Annotated in this window: 21 protein-coding genes and 1 tRNA gene; 17 read left to right on the plus strand and 5 right to left on the minus strand. The window is 64.2% G+C overall.

The features are described from left to right. The first annotated feature begins 432 nt into the window (after positions 1-432). The 6 genes from crcB (at position 433) to ACN0YF_RS05485 (ending at position 4,949) form a co-directional block, all read left to right on the plus strand. Positions 433-816, plus strand: coding sequence for a fluoride efflux transporter CrcB (gene crcB, locus ACN0YF_RS05460; protein ID WP_417483038.1), 384 nt, complete (start codon positions 433-435; stop codon positions 814-816). Further along, positions 813-1,805 (plus strand): RluA family pseudouridine synthase, encoded by a 993-nt coding sequence (locus tag ACN0YF_RS05465; protein WP_417493617.1) that lies wholly within the window; start codon positions 813-815, stop codon positions 1,803-1,805. The genes crcB and ACN0YF_RS05465 overlap by 4 nt, the downstream gene beginning before the upstream one ends. Continuing rightward, entirely contained in the window at positions 1,805-2,482 is a 678-nt protein-coding gene (locus tag ACN0YF_RS05470) for an HAD-IA family hydrolase (protein ID WP_417493618.1), read from the plus strand. The genes ACN0YF_RS05465 and ACN0YF_RS05470 overlap by 1 nt, the downstream gene beginning before the upstream one ends. 117 nt (positions 2,483-2,599) lie before the next feature. Further along, a complete protein-coding gene (locus ACN0YF_RS05475; RefSeq protein WP_417493619.1) occupies positions 2,600-3,331 on the plus strand; it encodes a hypothetical protein in 732 nt (243 codons plus the stop codon). A 135-nt stretch (positions 3,332-3,466) separates the two neighbouring features. Further along, positions 3,467-4,219: an ATP12 family chaperone protein gene (locus ACN0YF_RS05480; protein WP_417483034.1), complete on the plus strand. Its 753-nt coding sequence runs from the start codon at positions 3,467-3,469 to the stop codon at positions 4,217-4,219. Between the two features lie 7 nt (positions 4,220-4,226). After that, a complete protein-coding gene (locus tag ACN0YF_RS05485) occupies positions 4,227-4,949 on the plus strand; it encodes a 2OG-Fe(II) oxygenase (protein ID WP_417493620.1) in 723 nt (240 codons plus the stop codon). Here ACN0YF_RS05485 and ACN0YF_RS05490 read toward each other — a convergent pair. Together ACN0YF_RS05490 and ACN0YF_RS05495 are read right to left on the minus strand one after the other, a co-directional pair. Beyond that, positions 4,943-5,731 carry a hypothetical protein gene (locus ACN0YF_RS05490; protein WP_417493621.1) on the minus strand — a complete coding sequence of 263 codons (789 nt, stop codon included), beginning with the start codon at positions 5,729-5,731 and terminating at the stop codon, positions 4,943-4,945. The two genes, ACN0YF_RS05485 and ACN0YF_RS05490, sit on opposite strands and share 7 nt — an antisense overlap. A 25-nt stretch (positions 5,732-5,756) precedes the next feature. Beyond that, complete coding sequence (locus tag ACN0YF_RS05495; RefSeq protein ID WP_417493622.1) at positions 5,757-6,848, minus strand: GNAT family N-acetyltransferase; 1,092 nt, start codon at positions 6,846-6,848, stop codon at positions 5,757-5,759. Positions 6,849-7,004: 156 nt separating this feature from the next. Between ACN0YF_RS05495 and ACN0YF_RS05500 the strand changes: the two genes are divergently transcribed. Together ACN0YF_RS05500 and ACN0YF_RS05505 are read left to right on the plus strand one after the other, a co-directional pair. Then, complete coding sequence (locus ACN0YF_RS05500; protein WP_417493623.1) at positions 7,005-8,537, plus strand: acyl-CoA carboxylase subunit beta; 1,533 nt, start codon at positions 7,005-7,007, stop codon at positions 8,535-8,537. Positions 8,538-9,415: 878 nt separating this feature from the next. Beyond that, positions 9,416-9,763: a hypothetical protein gene (locus tag ACN0YF_RS05505; RefSeq protein WP_417493624.1), complete on the plus strand. Its 348-nt coding sequence runs from the start codon at positions 9,416-9,418 to the stop codon at positions 9,761-9,763. A 12-nt stretch (positions 9,764-9,775) separates the two neighbouring features. On the opposite strand, the gene ACN0YF_RS05510 is transcribed toward ACN0YF_RS05505, so the two are convergent. After that, positions 9,776-10,684, minus strand: coding sequence for a fatty acid desaturase family protein (locus tag ACN0YF_RS05510; protein WP_417493625.1), 909 nt, complete (start codon positions 10,682-10,684; stop codon positions 9,776-9,778). 148 nt (positions 10,685-10,832) lie between these two features. On the opposite strand from ACN0YF_RS05510, the gene ACN0YF_RS05515 reads away from it, so the two are divergent. Beyond that, positions 10,833-12,218: an FAD-dependent oxidoreductase gene (locus tag ACN0YF_RS05515; RefSeq protein WP_417493626.1), complete on the plus strand. Its 1,386-nt coding sequence runs from the start codon at positions 10,833-10,835 to the stop codon at positions 12,216-12,218. On the opposite strand, the gene ACN0YF_RS05520 is transcribed toward ACN0YF_RS05515, so the two are convergent. Continuing rightward, positions 12,215-13,075 carry a hypothetical protein gene (locus tag ACN0YF_RS05520; RefSeq protein ID WP_417493627.1) on the minus strand — a complete coding sequence of 287 codons (861 nt, stop codon included), beginning with the start codon at positions 13,073-13,075 and terminating at the stop codon, positions 12,215-12,217. The two genes, ACN0YF_RS05515 and ACN0YF_RS05520, sit on opposite strands and share 4 nt — an antisense overlap. A 129-nt stretch (positions 13,076-13,204) precedes the next feature. Between ACN0YF_RS05520 and ACN0YF_RS05525 the strand changes: the two genes are divergently transcribed. The 4 genes from ACN0YF_RS05525 to ACN0YF_RS05540 all read left to right on the plus strand — a co-directional run bounded on the left by ACN0YF_RS05525 (position 13,205) and on the right by ACN0YF_RS05540 (position 16,958). Then, entirely contained in the window at positions 13,205-13,657 is a 453-nt protein-coding gene (locus ACN0YF_RS05525; RefSeq protein ID WP_417482006.1) for a potassium channel family protein, read from the plus strand. Between the two features lie 91 nt (positions 13,658-13,748). Then, entirely contained in the window at positions 13,749-15,758 is a 2,010-nt protein-coding gene (locus tag ACN0YF_RS05530) for an acetyl-CoA carboxylase biotin carboxylase subunit (RefSeq protein ID WP_417493628.1), read from the plus strand. A gap of 94 nt (positions 15,759-15,852) precedes the next feature. Then, positions 15,853-16,314, plus strand: coding sequence for a hypothetical protein (locus tag ACN0YF_RS05535; protein WP_417493629.1), 462 nt, complete (start codon positions 15,853-15,855; stop codon positions 16,312-16,314). A 110-nt stretch (positions 16,315-16,424) separates the two neighbouring features. Beyond that, positions 16,425-16,958 (plus strand): hypothetical protein, encoded by a 534-nt coding sequence (locus tag ACN0YF_RS05540; RefSeq protein ID WP_417493630.1) that lies wholly within the window; start codon positions 16,425-16,427, stop codon positions 16,956-16,958. A 3-nt stretch (positions 16,959-16,961) separates the two neighbouring features. On the opposite strand, the gene lipB is transcribed toward ACN0YF_RS05540, so the two are convergent. Continuing rightward, a complete protein-coding gene (gene lipB, locus ACN0YF_RS05545; protein ID WP_417493631.1) occupies positions 16,962-17,657 on the minus strand; it encodes a lipoyl(octanoyl) transferase LipB in 696 nt (231 codons plus the stop codon). Positions 17,658-17,734: 77 nt separating this feature from the next. Here lipB and ACN0YF_RS05550 point away from each other — a divergent pair, with 77 nt between their 5' ends. From ACN0YF_RS05550 to ACN0YF_RS05565, 4 genes are all read left to right on the plus strand, one after another. Continuing rightward, positions 17,735-17,983 carry a FliM/FliN family flagellar motor switch protein gene (locus tag ACN0YF_RS05550; RefSeq protein WP_417470333.1) on the plus strand — a complete coding sequence of 83 codons (249 nt, stop codon included), beginning with the start codon at positions 17,735-17,737 and terminating at the stop codon, positions 17,981-17,983. Between the two features lie 81 nt (positions 17,984-18,064). Next, a tRNA-Leu gene (locus ACN0YF_RS05555) sits at positions 18,065-18,151 on the plus strand. A 112-nt stretch (positions 18,152-18,263) separates the two neighbouring features. Further along, positions 18,264-19,655 carry a magnesium transporter gene (gene mgtE, locus ACN0YF_RS05560; RefSeq protein ID WP_417482011.1) on the plus strand — a complete coding sequence of 464 codons (1,392 nt, stop codon included), beginning with the start codon at positions 18,264-18,266 and terminating at the stop codon, positions 19,653-19,655. Positions 19,656-19,695: 40 nt separating this feature from the next. Beyond that, positions 19,696-20,655, plus strand: coding sequence for a Kelch repeat-containing protein (locus ACN0YF_RS05565; protein WP_417482012.1), 960 nt, complete (start codon positions 19,696-19,698; stop codon positions 20,653-20,655). Positions 20,656-20,708 lie beyond the last annotated feature (53 nt).

Here is a 20,708-nt window from a genome sequence, read left to right on the forward strand (position 1 = left end):
GCCGGCGATGAAGAGGACGTTGATGATGGCGTTGAGGGTATTTGAGATGCGGGTCATAGTCGTAATCCAATTGTTCTTGGTGAGGCCGGGCCCTCCCGGTTCACACGGGGGTAAATAGGCTGTTAGCCACGTTTCACAACCGTCATTCCGCCAAAGCCGCTATGCAAAAATGCAGACGTTAACATGTTATTCATGAAATTACGGGTCGGCAATGGTGATCCGCCAAGCGTTCGGGACGGGAGCGGGGATGCCGGAAGAAAGCTGGAAGCGGGCGCCGGCGAGGTCGCCCAGCGCGGGTGAGGGAGTGGGCCTGCGCGGACTGTGTGCCGGGACCGATTATACCGCTCCGCAGCCGGGCGGGGATAGGCGGCCGCACCGGCGCTGACGCCGCCCGGCCTTGCCAATACGGCCCGCACAGCCTATCGAGCCGCGATGCAAAACATTCTTCTCATTGGCACGGGCGGGGCACTGGGTGCCATCTCGCGGCATCTGGTCGGCCGGGCAGCGTTGAAATGGCTCGGCCCGGATCAGCCCTGGGGCACGTTCGCGGTCAATATCGCGGGCGCATTGCTGATGGGCCTGCTGGTTGGATGGCTGGTGGCGACCGATCGCGGTGATCACCATATGCTGAGAACCTTCGGGGCGGTGGGCTTTCTCGGTGGCTTCACCACATTCTCGGCCTATTCCCTCGATATCGCCCTGATGATCGAACGCAAGGCTTGGCTCAACGCCTTCGCCTATGCGGCGGGTTCTGTAATTCTGGCGCTGGCGGCGCTGATGATTGGCATGATGATCATGCGGAAAGTTTATCCATGAGTGGCGTTCAAAAACTGACGGTCGACCAGGGCGAGGACGGCTCGCGGCTGGATCGCTGGTTCAAGCGCCGTTTCCCGCATATCGGCCAGGGCCTGATCCAGAAGCTCTGCCGCAAGGGCGATATCCGCGTCGATGGCCGCCGCGCCAAGACCGATCTGCGCGTCGAGATGGGGATGGAAATCCGCGTCCCGCCTTTGCCGGAGCCGGGCGAGGTCGAGAAGATCGACGTCCTGACGCCGGAAGAGATTCACTATGTGCGTGATCTGGTCATCTATGAGGATGACGAGCTGATCGCCTTCAACAAGCCCTCCGGCCTCGCCGTGCAGGGCGGTTCGAAGACCACCAAGCATCTCGACCGCCTGCTCGATGCCTTCGGCGAGGGCATGTCGCGGCCGCGCCTGGTGCACCGTCTCGACAAGGACACGTCGGGCGTTCTCGTCGTCGGCCGTACGCCCAAGGCGGCGGCCCGCCTCGCCAAGGCCTTCCAGCAGCATCGCACCAAGAAGACCTATTGGGCGATTGCCATCGGCGTGCCCAAGCCGCGCATGGGCGAGATCAAGGGCTTCCTCAAGAAGGCGGCCGGCGCTGGCGGTGATCCGGACCGTGAATTGATGGTCGGGGCATCGCACGGCGATCCCGGCTCGCATCACGCGTTGACCCGCTACACGGTTGTCGCCGATGCTGGCCAGAAGGCCAGCTGGGTTGCCCTGCGTCCCGTCACCGGCCGTACCCACCAGCTGCGTGTCCACCTCGCTGCCATGGGCACCGCCATTCTCGGTGACCGCAAATACACCTGCCACCGTCCGGCCCCGGAAGATCTCGGCCAGCGGTTGTGCCTGCACGCCCGCCGGCTGGAAATCCCGCGCGATAATGGCCCGCCCCTGGTCATCGAGGCCGATCTGCCCAAACCGCTGGCGAAGGTCTTCAACGCGCTCGGCTTCAATCCGCATGAGATCGACGAGGCCGATATCGAGGCGCAGCTGGCCTGATGCCGGATCTGAAACTCGCCATCTGGGATATCGACGGCACGCTCGTCGATAGCCGTGTCGTCATCCAGCAGGCCATGGAGCGCGCCTTCCGGCGCGCCGGGCTGGGCGAGATCAGCTATGAGCGCACCCGCACGATTGTCGGGCTGGAACTGACCGAGGCGGTATCGCGTCTGGCGCCAGCGGACTACCCGGCCGAGCGCATGCCGGAACTGGCGACATTCTACAAACAGGCCTTCATCGAGATGCGTACCGAGCCGGACTTTTCCGAGCCGCTCTATGATGGTGCCCGGGAGATGCTGGAGAAGCTGCGTGATGAGGGCTGGTTGCTCGGCGTCGCCACCGGCAAGCCGCGGCGCGGGCTCGACAGCGTGTTCGAGCATCATGGCCTGCATCGCTATTTCGATACCTTCCAGACCGTCGACCACGGTCCCGGCAAGCCGCATCCACGCATGGTGCTCGACGCCATGAAGGAGACCGGTGCCGAGGCGCATCGCGCTGTGATGATCGGGGATACCGGTTTCGACATGGCGATGGGCCGAAATGCCGGCGTGCATACGCTCGGCGTCTCCTGGGGCTTTCACACCCCTGACGAGATCACTGAAGGCGGTGCCCACGAGCTGCACCATGACTTCGATACACTCGGCGCAGCCCTCGACGCCTTTGCCGCCAGGGGTTGAGGCCCGTTGCCGGCGCAGCCGGTGTCGGGTTGAACTCGCGGTGAGGGCGAATTCAGTCGCAGAATCAACCGATGGTGTATTAGGCTCAAGGTGAATCGGGGTTTCGGGGGCGAGCCAGTGTCAGAGTCAGTCAGTTTCGTTGACCTGAAAAAGGCCCTGGAGGCTCGTTGCTACCCGAACAAGAAGCCCGCCGCGAGCAAGGACGGCCAGTCCGGGGCGCCCGAGGACAATCCGGACCGCAAGGCCGTTCTGGAGGCGCACCCGGATTTCCTCGCTGTCTCCTGGCAGGGTGATCTGGACTATTGGCGCGGCGTCGAATTCAGGCGCGAGATCGCGCGGCTGGAAAAGCTCACGGGCGACAAGGCGGTGCCACAGCGCCGACGGGAGCCTCTCGCCCTTGAAGCGGTGCGCAAACGTTATGCCCACAAGCAGAACGGGCCCTACGCGATCGAGCGCATGGTCTTTTACAAGGCCTCCGAGCAACTCCCCAAATCGCTCGAACGGCTGGCCGCCGAATGCATCGCCAATTTCCATGATGCCCGGCTGCATCATTACGTCATTCTGGAGCGGTGCCAGCCGGCGGCCGATGACTATGCCGAGCTGATCTTCACCCGCTGGCGGATGCAGATCCCGCAGCATCGTGAATGCAAGGATGTGGTGACCGCCCTGGCGGCCGAGATCAATGCGGAGCCGGCCTCGGCAAAGGATGGCCCGGGCCGGCCGAAACCCTTCCCGCTCTGGGTCCTGCTCCTGCTTTCCCTGATCACCGGCCTCATCGCCGGGGCCGCGCTTATCCTGTTCGCGCTCCCCGAGGATGTGGTGACGGGCCTGCTTGTGCGTTTGCGCTGAGCCGGCCCGGCCGGGCCATTCGGCGACTGCAGTTCGAAAATGATCCACGAGCCATGGAGCGCTATACAGCGCGGCAAGGCAGTGGCACGTCGTGTCCCTGTTCCGGGACCGTCACAGAGAGCACTGGCCAGACCCTTGACCTATGAAACCAAGCCGGGCGTGCGCATGCCCAAGCCGGAAGATAACCGGCCCAAGCGCTTCTACACCGATGTCAGCGTGGCAGAGGGCGAGGGCGGCTGGCAGGTCCTGCTCGACGGCCGTTCGGTCAAGACGCCGGCCAAGAAGCTGTTGCAGGTCCCGACCAAAGCGCTGGCTGAATTGCTCGCCGCCGAGTGGGACGCCCAGGGCGAGCGTATCGACGCACCCTTGATGCCGGCCAACCGGCTCAGCTTTGTCGCCATCGATCTGATGGGCGATGCCCATGGCGCCACGGTCGCGGAGGTGACGCGCTATGCCGCCAATGACCAGCTGTGCTTTCGCGCTCCGGACCCGGCCGATCTCGTCGCGGCGCAGGCCACGGCCTGGGATCCCATGCTCGACTGGGCCCGGCGCGAGCTCGGCGTTGAATTGCGCTCCGGCACCGGCATTCTGCCGATCGAACAGGATGCGGCGGCACTGCAGGCCGTGCACGCCCGCGCTGCCGCACTGGATGTCTGGCGCCTGACCGCGCTGGCGCATGCGACGGCGGTGTGCAGCTCGGCTGTGCTTGGCCTTGCCCTGCTCGAGGGCGAACGTGGCGGTGAAGCGGTGTTTGCGCTCTCCATCATCGACGAAGCCTATCAGATTGCCCAGTGGGGTCATGACGAGGAGGCCGCCCAGCGGCTCGACCTCTTGAAGGCCGAGCTTATCGCGGCCGAGCGCCTGCTGCGTGCATTGGACGCGTCCTGACGGCTTGATGGCGGCTCACGCCGCGCTAATGTGGGATGAAGGCAAAGCGGAAGAGATCGACATGGCCGAGACCAGTGCGACGACAACAGGCAAGACGGGGCCCGGCGGGATTCTCGATTTCGGCGCCCTGCGCGCGGCACAATTGCGCACCGAGCCCTACAAGTATTTCGTCGCGCCCGGCACGCTGAGCGAGGCCGAGGCGGCCGAGATCCGCAAGGACTATCCCGAGATCAACAAGCCGGGCTATCTGCCGCTCTCCAAGCTCGAGGCCCATGGCACGTTCGACCAGTTGATGGCCGATCTCAATTCGCCGGAACTGGCGCAGGTGATGACCGAGAAGTTCGGCGTCGATTTCACCGACAAGCCGCGCATGATCACCGTGCGCAAGATCTCGCAGCTCTCCGACGGTCCGATCCATAACGATTCCAAGTCGAAGATCCTCACCATGCTGACCTATCTCAATGCCGAGTGGGACGGCACCGGGGCGGGCTGTATCCGTGTCCTCAACGGGCCCAAGGATTTCGAGGACTTCACCGAGGAAGTGCCGCCGCTGGCCGGCTATGTCTTCGCATTCCTGCGTTCGGACGAGTCCTGGCACGGCCATCTGCCGTTTGAGGGCGAGCGCTATGTCGTGCAGACGACGTTCCTGACGTCGCAGGAAGAGCTCGACCGCAAGGAAAACCGCGGCGGGCTGCAATACTTCCTCAAGAAGCTGAACCCGTTTCAGTAGCCGGTCAGTGTGTGGAGCCAGCGTGGCTTCAGCGTCAGACGGCCATCATCGATCCGGTTCCAGACCAGGAAGGCCGCAGCCATGACGGCCAGCTCGCCGAGTTCCTGAAACACGTGATGGCAGAGCAGGATCGCCGCCAGCACCAGCAGGGCCTTGAGCGCCACAAAACCTGGCGCCTGCGGGGCTGGTTGCAGCACGTGCCGCAGATTGGCCGCGAGCACGATCAGCACCAGCCCGGCGGCGAAATAGATCGCCTCCATCACGCCCGGGCGGATATAATTGTGCAGATTGATCTCTGACTGCAGATTGGTGCTGGCAATCGCCTCGGGGACCGCGAGGCCGAACCAGTGTTGTCCCCAGCTCACTTCCTCACCGAACGCGGCAATCAGCACCAGGCTCACCAGGGTCATGCAGGCCGGACCGAAATGCCGGGTCTGGCCTGAACCGGTCAGGCGCGTGCCGAGAAAGATCGCGACCGGGAAGAGCATCAGCGTCACGGTCAGATTCTCGACCAGACCGCCATCACCGACCTCAGGGCGATAGACGCCGGCCAGCGGCGTGATGGCGTGATCGACGAGATTGAGCACGGCCAGGCCCGCGAGGCTGACCGCGAGCGCGATGTCGAATCGCCACAGGCATGAGGTCAGGCCCGCGGGGCCGGCCCGGCGGGCGCGGGAGATGAGCGGGCAGGCGAGGACGAGGGCGCCAACGAGCAGCATGGCCAGAAAACCGGCGGCCTGGAGCGGGGCACCAATCTCACCATCAGGTGACAAGAATCCCATAATGGTCCTCCATCAGAACGCGAAACTAGATGCCGTAGGCTGCAGCCAGGGTATCGAGGCGGTGCAGCGCCTTGCCGGGCCAGCGCGCGACACGGCCCAGGGGCAGGCGGCGGGCAAAGGCATCCATGCCCGCGCCCGCGGCCATCAGGCTGGCGGCCATTGAGGGCTGCTCGATACGGCCGGCGGCGACATCGAAGGATGCGTTGGCCAGTTTCTGCTTGAACTCGGCATCGCCGGGACCCAGGTGAATCGTGTCGATCCCGTCATCGGCCATCGCACGCGCCATCTCCATGAACAGCTGCAGGCCCGGACCGAACTGGGCGTGTTCCGGCCAGTAGACCGGGAACCAGTAGTGCAGCACGTTTTCCGAACGCATGCCGAAATGGGCGGCGGCCAGCTGGCCATTGATTTCCAGCGTCGACAGACAGCCGCGCAATTGCTGGGTCTGGTGCTCGAACAGGTCGCCGATCAGCTCGCGGGCCCAGCGGGCGATGAAGACGTCGAAGGCATGGGTGCGCCGGTATTGCTCGCGCTTGCAGGCGAAAGTCTGTGCCAGCATTTCGGGGCGGCGATCATCGAGCCGGTAGACGATATCGAGGCCCGATTCGGTGAGTTTGCGCTGCCGGGCGCGGATATTGCGCATCGCTTTCGCGTCGGCGCGGCGGCGTTCCTCGAGCCAGGCATCGCAGCCCTGGCTCAAATCGACCGACCAGGATGGTTCAATATGCGACGCCTGGCCGGCAAAGCCGGTTTGCCGGGCCAGGGCACCGTGGAAGCAGAAGACCGAGATCGGGCTGTGCTCCAGGGCTGACGCGATGTCGAGACTGTCATCATCGCTGATGAGGCCGTGATGGTCGCCGAGCGGCCCGCCGAGCGGGCGGGCGACGCCGAGGCGCGAGAGCTGCATGGGTAGTATGCCGACCGTGCAGCCCTTGCGTGACAGGACAAGTGCCTGGGTATCGTTGCGGCGGTCGGAGATCAGGTCGGCGAATTCGAGCGAGAAATAGGGTGAGGCGAGCGCAGGATTGCCGGCACGCAAACCGCGCCAGCTGGCGCGTTGTGACCGGTCCAGATCCGCGATCGGCACCAGTTGAGTCGTGATGGCTCGGTTCGCCATGAAGGCCATGCTCCCTTGTCCAGACCGGAAAAATGCAAGAAGCGCACCATGCCGGAGCCGGGCGGATGACGGTGCCAGCATCCTCGATTGATTGCCCTTGCGCCGCGACGTCTGCTATCGATCCCCCAACTGATTGATGCAGGAGGATTGGCGTCCATGAAGGATGTGCTCGAACAACTCGTCGAAAAGCGCGCCGGCGCCTGGGCCGGCGGCGGCCCCAAGCGGGTCGCGGCCCAGCATGCCAAGGGCAAGCTGAGCGCCCGTGAGCGGGTCGAAATGCTGCTCGATGATGGCTCGTTCGAGGAATGGGACATGTTCGTCGAACATCGCTGCGTCGATTTCGGCATGGCCGAGAAGAAGATTCCCGGCGATGGCGTGGTCACGGGCCATGGCACGATCAATGGCCGCCTGGTCTATATCTTCTCCAAGGATTTCACGGTGTTCGGCGGATCCCTGTCCGAGACCCATGCCCAGAAAATCGTCAAGATCCAGAAGGCCGCAATCCAGAACGGTGCCCCGATCATCGGCATTTTCGATGCCGGTGGTGCGCGCATCCAGGAGGGCGTTGCCTCGCTCGCCGGCTATGCCGATATCTTCCTGCAGAACACGCTGGCCTCCGGCGTCGTGCCGCAAATCTCCATGATCATGGGGCCTTGCGCCGGCGGCGATGTTTATTCGCCGGCCATTACCGACTTCATCTTCATGGTGAAGGACACCTCCTACATGTATGTCACCGGGCCGGACGTGGTCAAAACCGTGACCAACGAGACCGTCACCCATGAAGAGCTCGGCGGCGCCTCGATCCATGCCAAGAAGTCCGGTGTTGCCGATGGGGCGTTCGAGAATGATCTCGAGGCCCTGGTGCAATTGCGCCGCCTGATCGATTTTCTGCCGCTGTCCAATCGCGAGAAGCCGCCGGTCCGCCCGAGCTTCGATGATCCCGGCCGTATTGATGCCAGCCTCGACACGCTGGTGCCGGCCAATCCGAACAAGCCCTATGACATCAAGGAATTGATCCACAAGGTTGCCGATGAGGGCGATTTCTTCGAGATCGCGCCGGATTATGCCGCCAATATCGTCACCGGTTTCGGCCGCCTCGACGGCCAGCCGGTCGGCTTCGTCGCCAATCAGCCGATGAGCCTGGCCGGGGTGCTCGACAGCGATGCCTCCCGCAAGGCCGGCCGTTTCGTGCGCTTTTGCGATGCCTTCGGCATTCCGCTCATCACCTTCGTCGACGTGCCCGGCTTCCTGCCCGGCACCAAGCAGGAATATGGCGGCCTGATCAAACACGGTGCCAAGCTCCTCTTCGCCTATGCCGAGGCGACGGTGCCCAAGCTCACCGTCATCACCCGCAAGGCCTATGGCGGTGCCTATGACGTGATGAGTTCGAAGCATCTGCGCGGCGACGTCAACTACGCCTGGCCCACCGCCCAGATCGCCGTGATGGGCGCCAAGGGCGCCGCCGAGATCATCCACCGCGCTGATCTGGATGATGCCGAGAAGATGGCCGGCCACGTCAAGGAATACGAGGACCGGTTCGCCAACCCGTTCATCGCCGCGGGACGCGGCTATATCGATGATGTGATCTCTCCGCACTCCACCCGCAAACGCCTGATCGCGGCGCTGCGGACACTGAAGAACAAGAAGGCGGAAAATCCCTGGAAAAAGCACGATAATATTCCGCTTTAGGGGGTTGCACCAAAATCTCCACGCGGCTCGCCGCTGGAGGTTTGCTGTGTCCTCCCCGGATTGGGAGGTGTGCGGGACGCCGGCGAATGCCGGTTAGCGCAATAAATAGTTGAGACATTCGAGACGTCCCGCACGTGGAGATTTACTCAGGTCCCTCGCGGGCCCTGCCTCGAAATGACCGTGGAAGATTGGTCGAGCCCTAATGCCTCACTTCCCCGATCATGGCCCCACCGGAACTCGGGCTGTCACGCCGTCGTGCGGATGGGCTCCACGCTCCCGACCGCCGCAAGTGACTGAGCTCACGCCTCCCGTGCAACCGGAACGCTGTGAGCATACTCGCGGCTTGAGGGGGCGGGGATAACATCGCCCAAAAAACGTCATCCTGACGAAGGTCAGGACCCGGTTTCAAACGCGACGTGAATTGAATTGGCACCAGTTTTCCGTGCCTTGCCGCTCTGTGAACTGGGCCCTGACCTTCGTCAGGGTGACGGGGATTTATGGGCAGAGGGCGGGGATAGACGGGCGATGTCGAGGGACTGGCACCCCTGGTGCCTGTCCCGGGGCGGACTCACTCTTCCCGTGGGACGCGGACCAGAGGTACACATCCCTCTGCGCCCCTCGCGGCCGTCATCCTCATCTTTCGGACTGTTGCGAATTGGCACCACTCGCGGGGGTAAATATTTTTGAGTCTTGCACGCGCACGCACTCCTCTCTTTATCTGACAGCCTGAAGCCGGGGGAAATATGGGGGCGTTCAGGGTGATGGCGGCGTTGGTCCTTGGACCCGCGGCTGCGATTTCAGTGCTTACACTTGGTGAATGGCTGACAGCGGGGCCGCGAACCCGCCCGCCGGCTACCAATGTGGGTACGGTCAAAGTCGTGCCTGTAACCTACGGCGCGTCCCGGTCCTGTCTGGCTGGGCAGATCGATTTTCCCGGCAAGTATTCGACCACCGATCATGATGCCCCGCCCCTCATCCTGGTCCATCCCGAGCCGGGCGGCCTTGATGTCGCGATCGACACGATGCAGCCGGCCGAAGCGGTGATGGTGTGTGAGCAACGCGAGGACCGGACAGGTGTCTGGGCCGGGATCGTTTATGGTGGCACGCGCGAATATTGCCGGCTGGATCCTGTCCCACGCACGCTTCGCGGCTATACCGGTCCTTGCCGGAGCGGCTGGGTCGAGCAGCGCCATCTCACCGGTTCCGACGCGGACAGCGATTCCTAGGCCCGGCCAGGGTCAGGCGTCAGGCTGTGCCGGGGTTGTTCGCACGGCCTTCTTCAGCATCGCCCGATAGCTGGGTGCACTCGATCCCTCGAAACCCTCGAAATAGCCCCGCGCGCTGAGCAGGCGATGCAGCCGGGGCAGATTATAGGGCGGCACCGCCGCGAAGAGGTGGTGTTCGAGGTGGTAGTTGACGTAATTCGGCGCCACCAGGGCGCGCTCGAGCCAGTTGGCATGGGTGGTGTGGGTATTGTTGCGCGGTTCGGTGTCGAGGCGGTTGATGGCGACGCCGTGCTCGCCGATATGGCGCAGGCGCATCACGGCCGGGAAGATGAAGATCCGCGCCGCCCACCATAACAGGATCGCCCACAGGGCTCCGGCGGCGTACAGGGCCGTCATCATCACCAGCTGGAAGACCAGGAAGGGGAGTTTCTCCTCCAGTACCGGGTTCTGCCAGGAGCCGGCCAGCTCGCGCATTCCGGTCCGGCCGGTCAGGTCGCGGGTGAATTTGCGCCGCAGGCTGGCGGGCGTGACGGGATAGTCCTTGACCAGGCCCTTGTCGGGATCCTTTTCGGTGCCGGCATATCTGTGATGGTCGAGATGATAGCTGCGATAGGCGAGGAAGGGCGCATCAATGGCGGCGCCGCCAATCCACTTGCCGGCGAATTCATTGAGCGCGCGGGTGTGGAAGAGGGCGCGATGGGCGCAGTCATGCATGACGATGGCAAAGCTCAGCTGACGCCCGCCCAGCAGGGCGATGGCGACAAGTATTGTGAGTGGATTGGTCCAGGTGATGGCCAGCGCATAGGCGGCGATGACGAGGGCGAAATCCCCGGCCAGCATCAATCCGCCCTGCCAGTCGGTCGCTCGCGACAGTTCACGCAATTCCTCGCGCGACAGGCAATCGGACAGGCTCGAACTCATGGGAAATCCTCCACAGCGAGTATTGCCCGGATTGCGATCCGGGGCCAGAGACTCTCCGCCGAGCCAGTGATGCGGCGCATGCGACCGCAAAGCCGGGTGACAAGTTTTTGAAACAAGCTGATTATACCCGCTCTCGAGGGATGGATTGATGGCGTTTGAGTTTGTGGATCGGCGTCGCCTGCTCGCAGGGCTCACCGCGACGGCGCTCATGTCATCGCCGTCACCCGCGCAAAGGCGTTCAGGCCGTGCGATCGTCATCGGAGCCGGTGCGGCCGGTCTGGCCTGTGCCCATGACATGGTCCGGGCCGGGCTGGACGTGGTCGTGCTTGAGGCCCGGACACGCATTGGCGGCCGTCTCGACACGAGCCGGCAATGGGGCGATCTGCCGGTCGAGCTGGGCGCGTCCTGGATCCATGGTGTTGGCGGCAATCCGGCGGCGATCGCCGCGCGCGCTGCCGGGCTGGAGTTGCATCCCGTCGATTATGACAATCGTGCCGTCTATGAGGCCGGTGAAGGCGTGCTCGGGGATCTGGCCCTGGAGCGGCTGGAGACGCTTGAGAACAGGCTGCAGGACTATGCCGCCCATGCGCCCGGCGACGCGCTCGAGCGCGCCTGCCGCACTCGCCCGCGCGGCACGCTGGCCAACCGGCTGGCGCGCCTGGTCGGCCTCGAGGCGACAGGGGCGAGCAAGCGGCAGCGCCGCCAGTTCGCGATCAATTCTCTCGTCGAACACGAATATGGCACCGATTTCGAACAGCTTTCGCGCTGTTTCTGGACCGAGGGCGAGGATTTGCCCGGCGGCGATGCGCTGGTGGTGGGCGGGTTTGACCGGCTGGCGCAATCACTCGCCGCCGGGCTCGATATCCGGCTCGGGCAACGCGTCGAACAGATCAGCTATCACGGCAGCGGTGTCTCCGTGACGACGGCGGGTGGCAGCGAGCAGGCCGATGTCGTCGTCGTCACTGTGCCGCTGGGCGTGTTGCAGGCCGGACATATCCGTTTCGAGCCGGGCCTGCCGCCGGCCAAGACGGCGGCGATTGCCGCGCTTGGCTCGGGCCTGCTCAATAAATGCGTGCTCAAATTCGATGCCGTCAGCTGGCCGCGCAATATTGAGTTCTTCCATCGCCTCGCCGATGAGCGCGGTGAATGGAGCGCGTTCGTCAATCACGCCGCCAGCGGCCAGGGCCCGATGATCACGGGCTTCAATGCCGGCACGTTTGCGCGTGAGCTGGAGGGTGTCGGCGATGTGCAGACCGGTCAGCTCGCGCTCGAGGCGCTGCGCTCGATGTTCGGTACGGGCTTTCCCGAGCCCTCGGGGGTGCAGGTGACGCGCTGGGGCAGTGACGAGCAGGCGTTCGGCAGTATTTCCTTCCCGACGGTCGAGACCCGCAGCGACAGCCGGATCCGCCTGCTCGATGCCATCGATGGCCGGGTGTTCTTCGCCGGCGAGGCGACCTCGACCAATGCGCCGGGCACGGTGCATGGCGCCCTGCGCTCGGGCCGGGCGGCCGCGCTGGCCGTGGTCGAGCGCTAGGCGCGCTTGCGCTTGGGCACCAGCCGCCCGGCCGCCAGTCCTGCCAGCACGGCCCAGAGGGGCAGCGCCGCCAGCAGTCCGGCCTGGCCTTCAAACATCGCAGCGGTGGCGAACAGGAGCACAATCACGCCGCCGCCGCGCACCCGGCGCCGCTCCAGCGGTTCGCCACTGGCATCGCACAGGCTGGTGACAGCGGGGCAGGTGAGGATGAAAAAGCCGGTGAGGGCGGTGAGCGCCAGCACGGCCAGGCTCCAGCCCGGCTCGACCAGGCCGAGCGGCTGCAGCGTCACCGCCGCGATATCGCCGCCGCTCTGGACGAGGGCAAACATCGAAAAGCCGGTCGCGAAGGCGGCGAAGACGAGATTGAGCGTCCGCTTGTGGTCATAGAACAGGTCCACCGCCATGGCGAAGCCGGCGACGAGACCCATCGCCCAGTAACCGTCAACGAAGACGGCGAGGCCGGCCAGGATGGTGACGAGGGCGAGATCGTTCAGCTTGGCGGCCTGTCCGACCGTGCGCACGACAACGCGTGTCCCCATCAGCGCCAGCGCCAGCACCCACAGGGCCGGGGCATGACCCAGGGCGACCGCAGCCACGGTCAGAGCCATGGCGATGAAGGCCGCCTCGTTGCGATCCGGATCGACCTCGCGGCCCAGCGCCCAGGCGAGGAAGGCGGCCAGCATGCCCTGCAGTCCGGCCGAAACGGCGCCGGCAAGGCCGGCATCGCGCAGGAGGAAGGCGATGCCGCCCGTGCCCAGCGCGATCAGCGGCAGCAGGATCAGCACTGCGCGATTGGTCGGGTATTGCGGCTCGAGCGGGCGGGCGATCGAGGAGAGTCTGTAGATCGGCTTGGTCATGGCTGGCTCCGGCGAATCCTGAGGGGGGATGATGGCCCAGATCGGGCGGCGGGAGTAGAAGTGTCTTGTGATTTATGCGGTATCCGCCTCTAGTGGCAGCCCGCCACCATCGCTGATGGATGAGGTTTCATGCTTGCCGCCCTGTTCGTGTCCTTTCTGATCTGCTCGGTCACGGTGGTGATGCACATGATCGGGCTGGTCCTGCTGATGGCCTTCATGCGGGCGCGCTCGGGGCGGATCCGGCCGCAGGACAATGTCTTGCGCCAGACCGGTTTCATCATGCTGGTCGTGTTCGGCCTGTTCGCGATTCATGCGGTCGAAATATGGAGTTACGCCCTGCTGTATCTGATGCTCGGCGAGTTCTCGACCTTTGAGGGGGCGCTCTATTTCGCCACCTCGACCTTCACGACACTGGGCTATGGCGATGTCCTGCTCGGCGAGAAGTGGCGGCTGGTCGGCGCGATCGAGGGCTTCAACGGCTTCCTGCTGATCGGCTGGTCGACGGCATTCCTGGTTTCGGTGATCGGGCGATTGCGCGCGATCGAGTTCGATTGGCTCGACCATCATCTCGACGGCGACTGACCGGTTACACAACCCGGCTTGCCGCAGAGGCGCGAGCCACGCTAAACCGGGTGACCGTCCGGGCGTTCTGCCCGCTTTGCCTGGGGCCGCAATGTTCAAGAAAATCCTGATTGCCAATCGCGGCGAGATCGCCGTGCGAGTCATCAAGACCTGCAAGCGTCTGGGCATTGCCACTGTCGCCGTCTATTCGGAAGCCGATGCCGACAGCCTCGCCGTGGAAATGGCTGATGAGGCGGTCTTCATCGGCCCGCCGGCGCCGGGCGAGAGCTATTTGCGGCTCGAGAAAATCCTTGAAGTGATCAAGCAGACCGGTGCCGATGCCGTGCATCCCGGTTTCGGTTTCCTGTCGGAAAATGCCGCTTTTCCGATCGCGCTCGAGAAGATCGGTGTCGCCTGGATCGGGCCGAATGTGCACGCCATCGAGGCGATGGGCGACAAGATCCGCTCCAAGCAATTGGCCGCCAAGGCCGGTGTTTCCACGATTCCCGGCGCCGATGGCGAGATCGCCGATGCCGACACCGCCGTCGCGGCCGCCAATGCGATCGGCTATCCGGTGATGCTCAAGGCCTCGGCCGGCGGTGGTGGCAAGGGCATGCGCATTGCCCGTAATGAACAGGAGACGCGCGAGGGCTTTGTGGCCGCGCGCAATGAGGCCAGGACCGCCTTTGGCGATGAGCGCATCCTGATCGAGAAATTCATCGAGGAACCGCGCCATATCGAGATCCAGGTGCTTGGCGACAAGCATGGCCATGTGATCCATCTCAATGAGCGCGAATGCTCCGTCCAGCGCCGCAACCAGAAAGTCCTCGAAGAGGCGCCATCGCCCTTCCTCGACGCCAAGACCCGCGCCGCCATGGGCGAGCAGGCCGTCGCGCTCTCGGCTGCGGTCGATTATGACAGCGCCGGCACGGTCGAGTTCATTGTCGACAAGGACCGCAATTTCTACTTCCTCGAAATGAACACCCGGCTGCAGGTCGAGCATCCGGTGACCGAGATGACGGTGCAGCTCGATCTGGTCGAGCAGATGATCCGCTCCGCCGCCGGCCTGCCGCTCGAGCTGACCCAGCGCGACGTCAAGATCAAGGGCTGGGCCGTCGAGGCGCGGCTCTATGCCGAGGATCCCTATCGTGGCTTCCTGCCCTCGATCGGGCGGCTCAAACGTTTCATCGAACCGAAATCCGGTCCGCTTGGCGAGGGCGAATTGCGTATCGACGCCGGCGTGAGGGAAGGCGACGAGATCTCGCTCTTCTATGATCCGATGATCGCCAAGGTGATCGGCTATGGCAAAACCCGCGAGATCGCCATCGATACGCTGGCCGCTGCCCTCGACCGGCTGCATGTCGAGGGGCTGCAATCGAATGCGCCCTTCCTCTCGGCTGTGCTCGACGAGGCGGATTTCCGTGCCGGGCGTATCCATACCGGCTATATCGACCAGCATTTCCCTGACGGTTTCCACGGCACCGCGCCGCGCGAGGACCAGCTGACCTGGATGGTCTGCGCCGCCGCCTTCGTGCACGAGACCTTCGTGCGCCGGGCTGCGCAGATCGAGGGCCGCATCACGCCGCCACCGGCACCGGGGCCGCGCGAATGGGTCGTGCTGATGGATGGCCGCCGATTCCCGGTCGAGATCGAGCTGGGCGAGGCCGGCGAAGCGCGCGTCTGGGCGCCTTCGCTGGCGGAAAAGCAGATCGCGCTCACCACAAGCTGGCAGCCCGGCGCACACATGTTCGAGGGCGCGCTCGACGGCAAGGCTTTCGCACTGGAATTCTCGGATCGTACCGAGGGCTATCACATGCGCCATCGTGGCTATACCGCCGTGGCGCTGGTGTGCTCGGCGCGGTCGGCTGAATTGCACACCCTGCTGCCGGAAAAGGAAAAGGCCGACACCTCGCGCCTCGTCCTCAGCCCGATGCCGGGTCTGGTCGTCTCGATCGCGGTCGAAGCCGGCCAGGCGGTCAAGGGCGGCGAGGTCCTGCTCGTGGTGGAGGCGATGAAGATGGAAAACGTCATCCGCGCCGAAAAGGACGGGGTGATCAAGGCCGTCAATGTCGAGCCGGGGGCCTCCGTTGCCGCTGACGAGCTGATGATCGAGTTCGAATAGGGCGCTGGAGGGGGCGGATTCAACTCATCCCTGAATTTGCCTTCACAAATTCGCGTTTTAGGGTAGTCTTCGGGCTTCATACGGGGAGAACCACATGAACGCTCAGGACTTTATTCTCGATCCCAAGGACGCCCAACGCGTCCTGTTCGGCGCCAGCGGCAAGCTCGGCCCGATGGATTTTGCCAAGGGACTGGTGGCGATCGTCGCGGTCTCGTTGATCCTCAACATTATTTCGCTGGTTCCGGTGATCGGCGGCCTGATCGGCCTGGTCGTCGGTCTCGTGCTGGCCTTTGCCTGGGTCTGTATCTTTTCCAAGCGCTTTCATGATGCCGGCCAGTCGGGCTGGATGACGATTGCGGCAATCGTGGCGGTCATTGTGGTGTCGGTTGTGATCAGCGCGATCCTGTCCCCAGTCTTCGGCGGTGTCGACTTTACCGATATGGACAGCCTGAAGGCGATGGGTACCGGCCTGATGGTCAAGAACATGATCACCAGCGTGCTCGCGAACGCTGCGGTCGGCTATTACATGTTCAAGCTCAAGCCTGCCCTGGTCTGATTCCAGGCCCGCGGCGTCTCGGCCGCAGTCCGCCATGCCCCATTCCGGTTGACGCGACGCGCGTTCAACCTGAATGGTGGCGCGTGTTCAGCTGAGAGGTGGCGCTGCCCATGAATCCGCTCGTCCTGTTTCTGCCCGTCTATCGTGCCTCGGTGACGGCCTATCTGCTCGGCCTTGTCGCGCTGGCCCTGCTGGATGCGATGCGGATGCAGTTTGGCCTGATCGTGATTCCGTCCTGGTTGGCGCTACCAGCAATCTGGTTCTTTGTTTTCAGCCTGCATGCCAACCGTCGACGTCATGCCGGCCAGGATCCCGTTCTCGCGGTTCTGCCTGTCCTGGCCGCGATCCTGGGCAAGGGCGTTGGCGCCCTGGTCGGGTTTTTCCCCGGCATGTTCGCAGCGATGACGGATTTTGCCGAACGCAATGGCGTCGATACGACCGACCAGCAGGCCTTCGCGGATGCGATCAACCAGCCCGGCTTCCAGGAAGCCTTCCAGGCGGAATTCCAGGCGCGACCGGAAATGCTCGACACCCTGGTCGCCGGCATGGCCTGGCCATCCTGGTTGGGTTTCTGGCTGGTGATCGCCCTGTTCGCGATCTGGTTCGCCCGCATGCGCCGGCCGCAAGCGCCGGCCTCGGCCTGACGATCAGGCCGCGGGGCCGGCGGTCAGCCCGGGCGCTGAAACCTGGCGCGCCGGGCCGAAAATCGTGTTGAAGGCGAGATGCAGCGCCGAATCGAAATCCGCCATCGACACATCCCGACCCAGCTCGGCCAGGCTGGTGACGCCATAGAGCGGGTTTGAGATGCCGCAGGGCGTGATGCCGCCGAAATGGGTCAGATCGGGCGCGACATTGAAGGCGATGCCGTGGAAGGACACCCAGCGGCGCAGACGCACGCCGATGGCGGCAATCTTGTCCTCGCGGCCATCACCGCGTTCGACCCAGACCCCGACCCGGCCCTCGCGCGTGCCGGCAGCGACGCCGAAGCTGGCGGCGGTCTCGATCAGCCAGCGTTCCAGATTGCAGACGAATTTGCGCGCATCGCGGCCGCGCCTGGTCAGATCGAGCATGACATAAGCCACGCGCTGGCCCGGCCCGTGATAGGTATATTCGCCGCCGCGCCCCGTGGTGTAGACCGGAAACCGGTCCGGCGAGAGCAGGTCGCCCGGCTTGGCGGAGGTCCCGGCGGTGTAGAGCGGCGGGTGCTCGAGCAGCCAGACCAGCTCATTGGCCTCGCCGCCGGCGATGGCGGCGACGCGCGCCTCCATGAACGCAACGGCCTCCTCATAGTCGACCGGCTGCGCGGAAACGGCCCAGTCGACGGGCGATACTGTATTCTCCATGCGTCTTAACCCTGCAGAAACCGGTTCGGTCAAACATCACCATTCCAGCGAGAGATCGCAAGTCCGGGAGTATGCAGTTGAGCCAGCTCGGCGCCGTCCAGATCGAGATATCCGTCCTGCTTGGGCGCTCGAAAATGCCCATCCAGCAATTTCTGCGGATGGGACGCGGTGCTGTCATCCCGCTCGACAGCGGCGAAGACGATCAGGTGTGGATCCTGGCGAACAATCACCCCATTGCTCGCGGTGACGTGGTTTTGCAGGGTGATCGTATCTCGATCACGATTACCGGGGTCGCAGATGCCAATGAATTCTTCGCAGCTGCTTAAACTGCGGTATTAGGCACTTCACGCAGTATTTGGCACTTCACAAGGGGAGGGGATGTTGCTATCTCCGCGCCTCTTCCACGTGCGGTCGTGGCGGAATTGGTAGACGCGCAGCGTTGAGGTCGCTGTGGGGTAAAACCCGTGGAAGTTCGAGTCTTCTCGACCGCACCATACTTTCTCGAAATGGCCTGCAAATATTTGGCGTCGCAAACCCGGGCTCTCTCGCCTTTGCGGCGCTTGCGTCCTAGTGTGCCGCTGAATCAGCCAGCACAGGGAGGCCCCCATGAGCGACATCGCTTTTGAAGAAGACCTCCATCGAGAGAGTTCGGCCCGTGCCGATACCGATCCCGAATTCGTTGCCGAACTGCGCCAGGCGATCTCCGACCTTGATTCGGAGCTGATCCGGCGTCTGCTCGCACCACTGCATGCGGCCGATATCGCCGATGTGCTGGAACAGCTCTCGGCCGGCCAGCAGGGTATTCTCGCTGAACTGACGCCGGACATCTTCTCCGGCGAAGTGCTGGCCGAAATGGATCCGGGCACGCGCGAAGTCGTGATGGATTATCTCCATCCTTCGCATCTGGCCGCCGCGATTGCCGAACTCGACAGCGATGACGCCACCGAAGTGGTCGAGGAGCTCGAGCCGGAGCGCCGCGCCGCCGTGCTGGCAGAGATTTCCGACATCAACCGCGAGGCGGTCGAATCAAGTCTCGCCTTCGATGACGAGACCGCCGGCCGCCTGATGCAGCGCGAATTCGTTGCGGCTCCGGATTTCTGGACCATCGGCCATGCGATCGATCACATGCGCGAATCGGCCGACGACCTGCCGGACAAGTTCCACGACCTGTTTGTCGTCGATACCGGATTTCGCCCTGTCGGGGAGATCCCGGTCTGCCGCCTGCTGAGCGCCCAGCGCGATGTCCATCTCACCGACATCATGGAGCCGCCGCGTATCCTGGTGAAGCCGGAGACCGACCAGGAAGAGGTCGCCTACCTGTTCCAGAAATACCATCTGGTTTCCGCGCCCGTTGTCGACAGCGCCGGCCGTCTGACCGGGATGCTGACCCTGGAAGACATGGTCGACGTCATCCAGGACGAGAACAAGGAAGACATGCTCGCCCTGGCCGGCGTCAACGAGGCCGGTCTGGCCGATACCGTGCTCAGTTCGGTGCGCTCGCGTGCGCCCTGGCTGCTGGTCAATCTGGGCACCGCGATCCTCGCCTCCGGCGTGATCGCGATGTTCGAGGGCGCCCTGGAGCGGGTGGTGGCGCTCGCCGTGTTGATGCCGATCGTGGCATCGATGGGCGGCAATGCGGGTACACAATCGCTGGCCGTTGCGGTGCGGGCGATCGCCGAACGCGATCTGACCGCGGCCAACTCGATGCGGGTGATCTGGCGCGAGCTGGCGACCGGCACGATCAATGGCGTGATTTTCGCGGTCCTGATCTCGACGGTGACCCTGCTGTGGTTCCGCGACTGGGAAATCGCGGCCGTGATCGGCATTGCCATGATCGTCAATCTTTCCCTGGCAGGCCTGTCGGGCATTTTGATCCCGCTCGGCCTGGTCCGCGCCGGCGCCGACCCGGCCGTGGCATCGTCGGTCTTTGTCACGACGGTGACCGATGTGGTCGGCTTCCTCGCGTTTCTGGGGCTGGCGACAATGGTCTTGTTGTGATGATATTGCACCGGGTGCCGGGCGGAGTAGTGGTGGAGTAATGGTGCGTTTGATCAAATGGCTTGTAGCAGCGGTGTTGTTGGCGGCTCCGGCTGTCCCGGCCCAGGCCCAGGGACGCTGGGAATCGGCGGCCCGTCTTGATGTTGCCCGTGCCGGGCTGGCCGTGGCCGTGCTCGACGGACGCCTCTATGCCGCCGGCGGTGCGGGGCTGACCTCGCCGCGGGCCGAATTCGAGGTCTTTGATCCAGAACTCAATCGCTGGATGCCCGAAACGGCACTGCCGCGCGGGCTGGAGCGTTTTGGCATGGCGGCGATCAATGGCCGCATCTATGCCGCTGGCGGCTATGCGCCTGGTGAACTGGGTGTCGAGCCGACGGCCTCGATGTGGTCCTGGTCGCCCGAGGGCGGGGTCTGGCAGAGCGAAGCGGCCATGCCCGGACCCAAGGCGGATTTCTCGATGCTCGCTTATGGTGAGCACCTGTACGCGATTGGCGGCACACGCGACGATAACAGCATCTATGTATTCGATCCCGAGGCCCGTAACTGGGAAACCATCGAGATTCCCGACGACATAACCCGGCGCGGCGCTGCCATCGTGGCGTCCGAGGGGCGGCTGTACGTGATTGGTGGCTCCCTGGGCGGTGAACTCTCGGCACAGGTCGATATCTATGACGTGGAAGGCGATGCCTGGGCGACCGGCCCCGAATTGCCGGGAGCCAGCACGGGGATCGCGGCGGTGGTGCATCATGGCCGTATCCATGTTCTCGGCGGCACGGGCAGCGATGGCGAACAACGCCTGACGCTGCGGCGCCATGCCTCCTGGCAGCCGGGCGAAGCGGCGTGGCGCACTGAGCCCGATCTGCCGACCCCGCGCACTGCGGCGGATGCAGCCGTGCTTGAGGGCGGTATCTATCTGATCGGCGGCGGTAGCGGCGGCGGATTTTTCGCGCCCTTCACCGCGATGGACGCGACTGACGTCTTCGTCGACGAGGCGAGCTGAACCGTCCGGCATCGGGCTTGCAGTGGCTGTGACCTGATGCAGTGACGGGTCTC

The sequence above is a fragment of the Maricaulis sp. genome (assembly GCF_048270265.1).
Classification (GTDB): domain Bacteria; phylum Pseudomonadota; class Alphaproteobacteria; order Caulobacterales; family Maricaulaceae; genus Maricaulis.

Coding starts and splice junctions, on each gene's coding strand:
- crcB (WP_417483038.1), top strand. CDS start 433: ATGCAAAACATTCTTCTCATTGGCACGGGCGGGGCACTGGGTGCCATC.
- ACN0YF_RS05465 (WP_417493617.1), top strand. CDS start 813: ATGAGTGGCGTTCAAAAACTGACGGTCGACCAGGGCGAGGACGGCTCG.
- ACN0YF_RS05470 (WP_417493618.1), top strand. CDS start 1,805: ATGCCGGATCTGAAACTCGCCATCTGGGATATCGACGGCACGCTCGTC.
- ACN0YF_RS05485 (WP_417493620.1), top strand. CDS start 4,227: ATGGCGGCTCACGCCGCGCTAATGTGGGATGAAGGCAAAGCGGAAGAG.
- ACN0YF_RS05490 (WP_417493621.1), bottom strand. CDS start 5,731: ATGGGATTCTTGTCACCTGATGGTGAGATTGGTGCCCCGCTCCAGGCC.
- ACN0YF_RS05495 (WP_417493622.1), bottom strand. CDS start 6,848: ATGGCGAACCGAGCCATCACGACTCAACTGGTGCCGATCGCGGATCTG.
- ACN0YF_RS05500 (WP_417493623.1), top strand. CDS start 7,005: ATGAAGGATGTGCTCGAACAACTCGTCGAAAAGCGCGCCGGCGCCTGG.
- ACN0YF_RS05510 (WP_417493625.1), bottom strand. CDS start 10,684: ATGAGTTCGAGCCTGTCCGATTGCCTGTCGCGCGAGGAATTGCGTGAA.
- ACN0YF_RS05515 (WP_417493626.1), top strand. CDS start 10,833: ATGGCGTTTGAGTTTGTGGATCGGCGTCGCCTGCTCGCAGGGCTCACC.
- ACN0YF_RS05520 (WP_417493627.1), bottom strand. CDS start 13,075: ATGACCAAGCCGATCTACAGACTCTCCTCGATCGCCCGCCCGCTCGAG.
- ACN0YF_RS05525 (WP_417482006.1), top strand. CDS start 13,205: ATGCTTGCCGCCCTGTTCGTGTCCTTTCTGATCTGCTCGGTCACGGTG.
- ACN0YF_RS05530 (WP_417493628.1), top strand. CDS start 13,749: ATGTTCAAGAAAATCCTGATTGCCAATCGCGGCGAGATCGCCGTGCGA.
- ACN0YF_RS05535 (WP_417493629.1), top strand. CDS start 15,853: ATGAACGCTCAGGACTTTATTCTCGATCCCAAGGACGCCCAACGCGTC.
- ACN0YF_RS05540 (WP_417493630.1), top strand. CDS start 16,425: ATGAATCCGCTCGTCCTGTTTCTGCCCGTCTATCGTGCCTCGGTGACG.
- lipB (WP_417493631.1), bottom strand. CDS start 17,657: ATGGAGAATACAGTATCGCCCGTCGACTGGGCCGTTTCCGCGCAGCCG.
- mgtE (WP_417482011.1), top strand. CDS start 18,264: ATGAGCGACATCGCTTTTGAAGAAGACCTCCATCGAGAGAGTTCGGCC.
- ACN0YF_RS05565 (WP_417482012.1), top strand. CDS start 19,696: ATGGTGCGTTTGATCAAATGGCTTGTAGCAGCGGTGTTGTTGGCGGCT.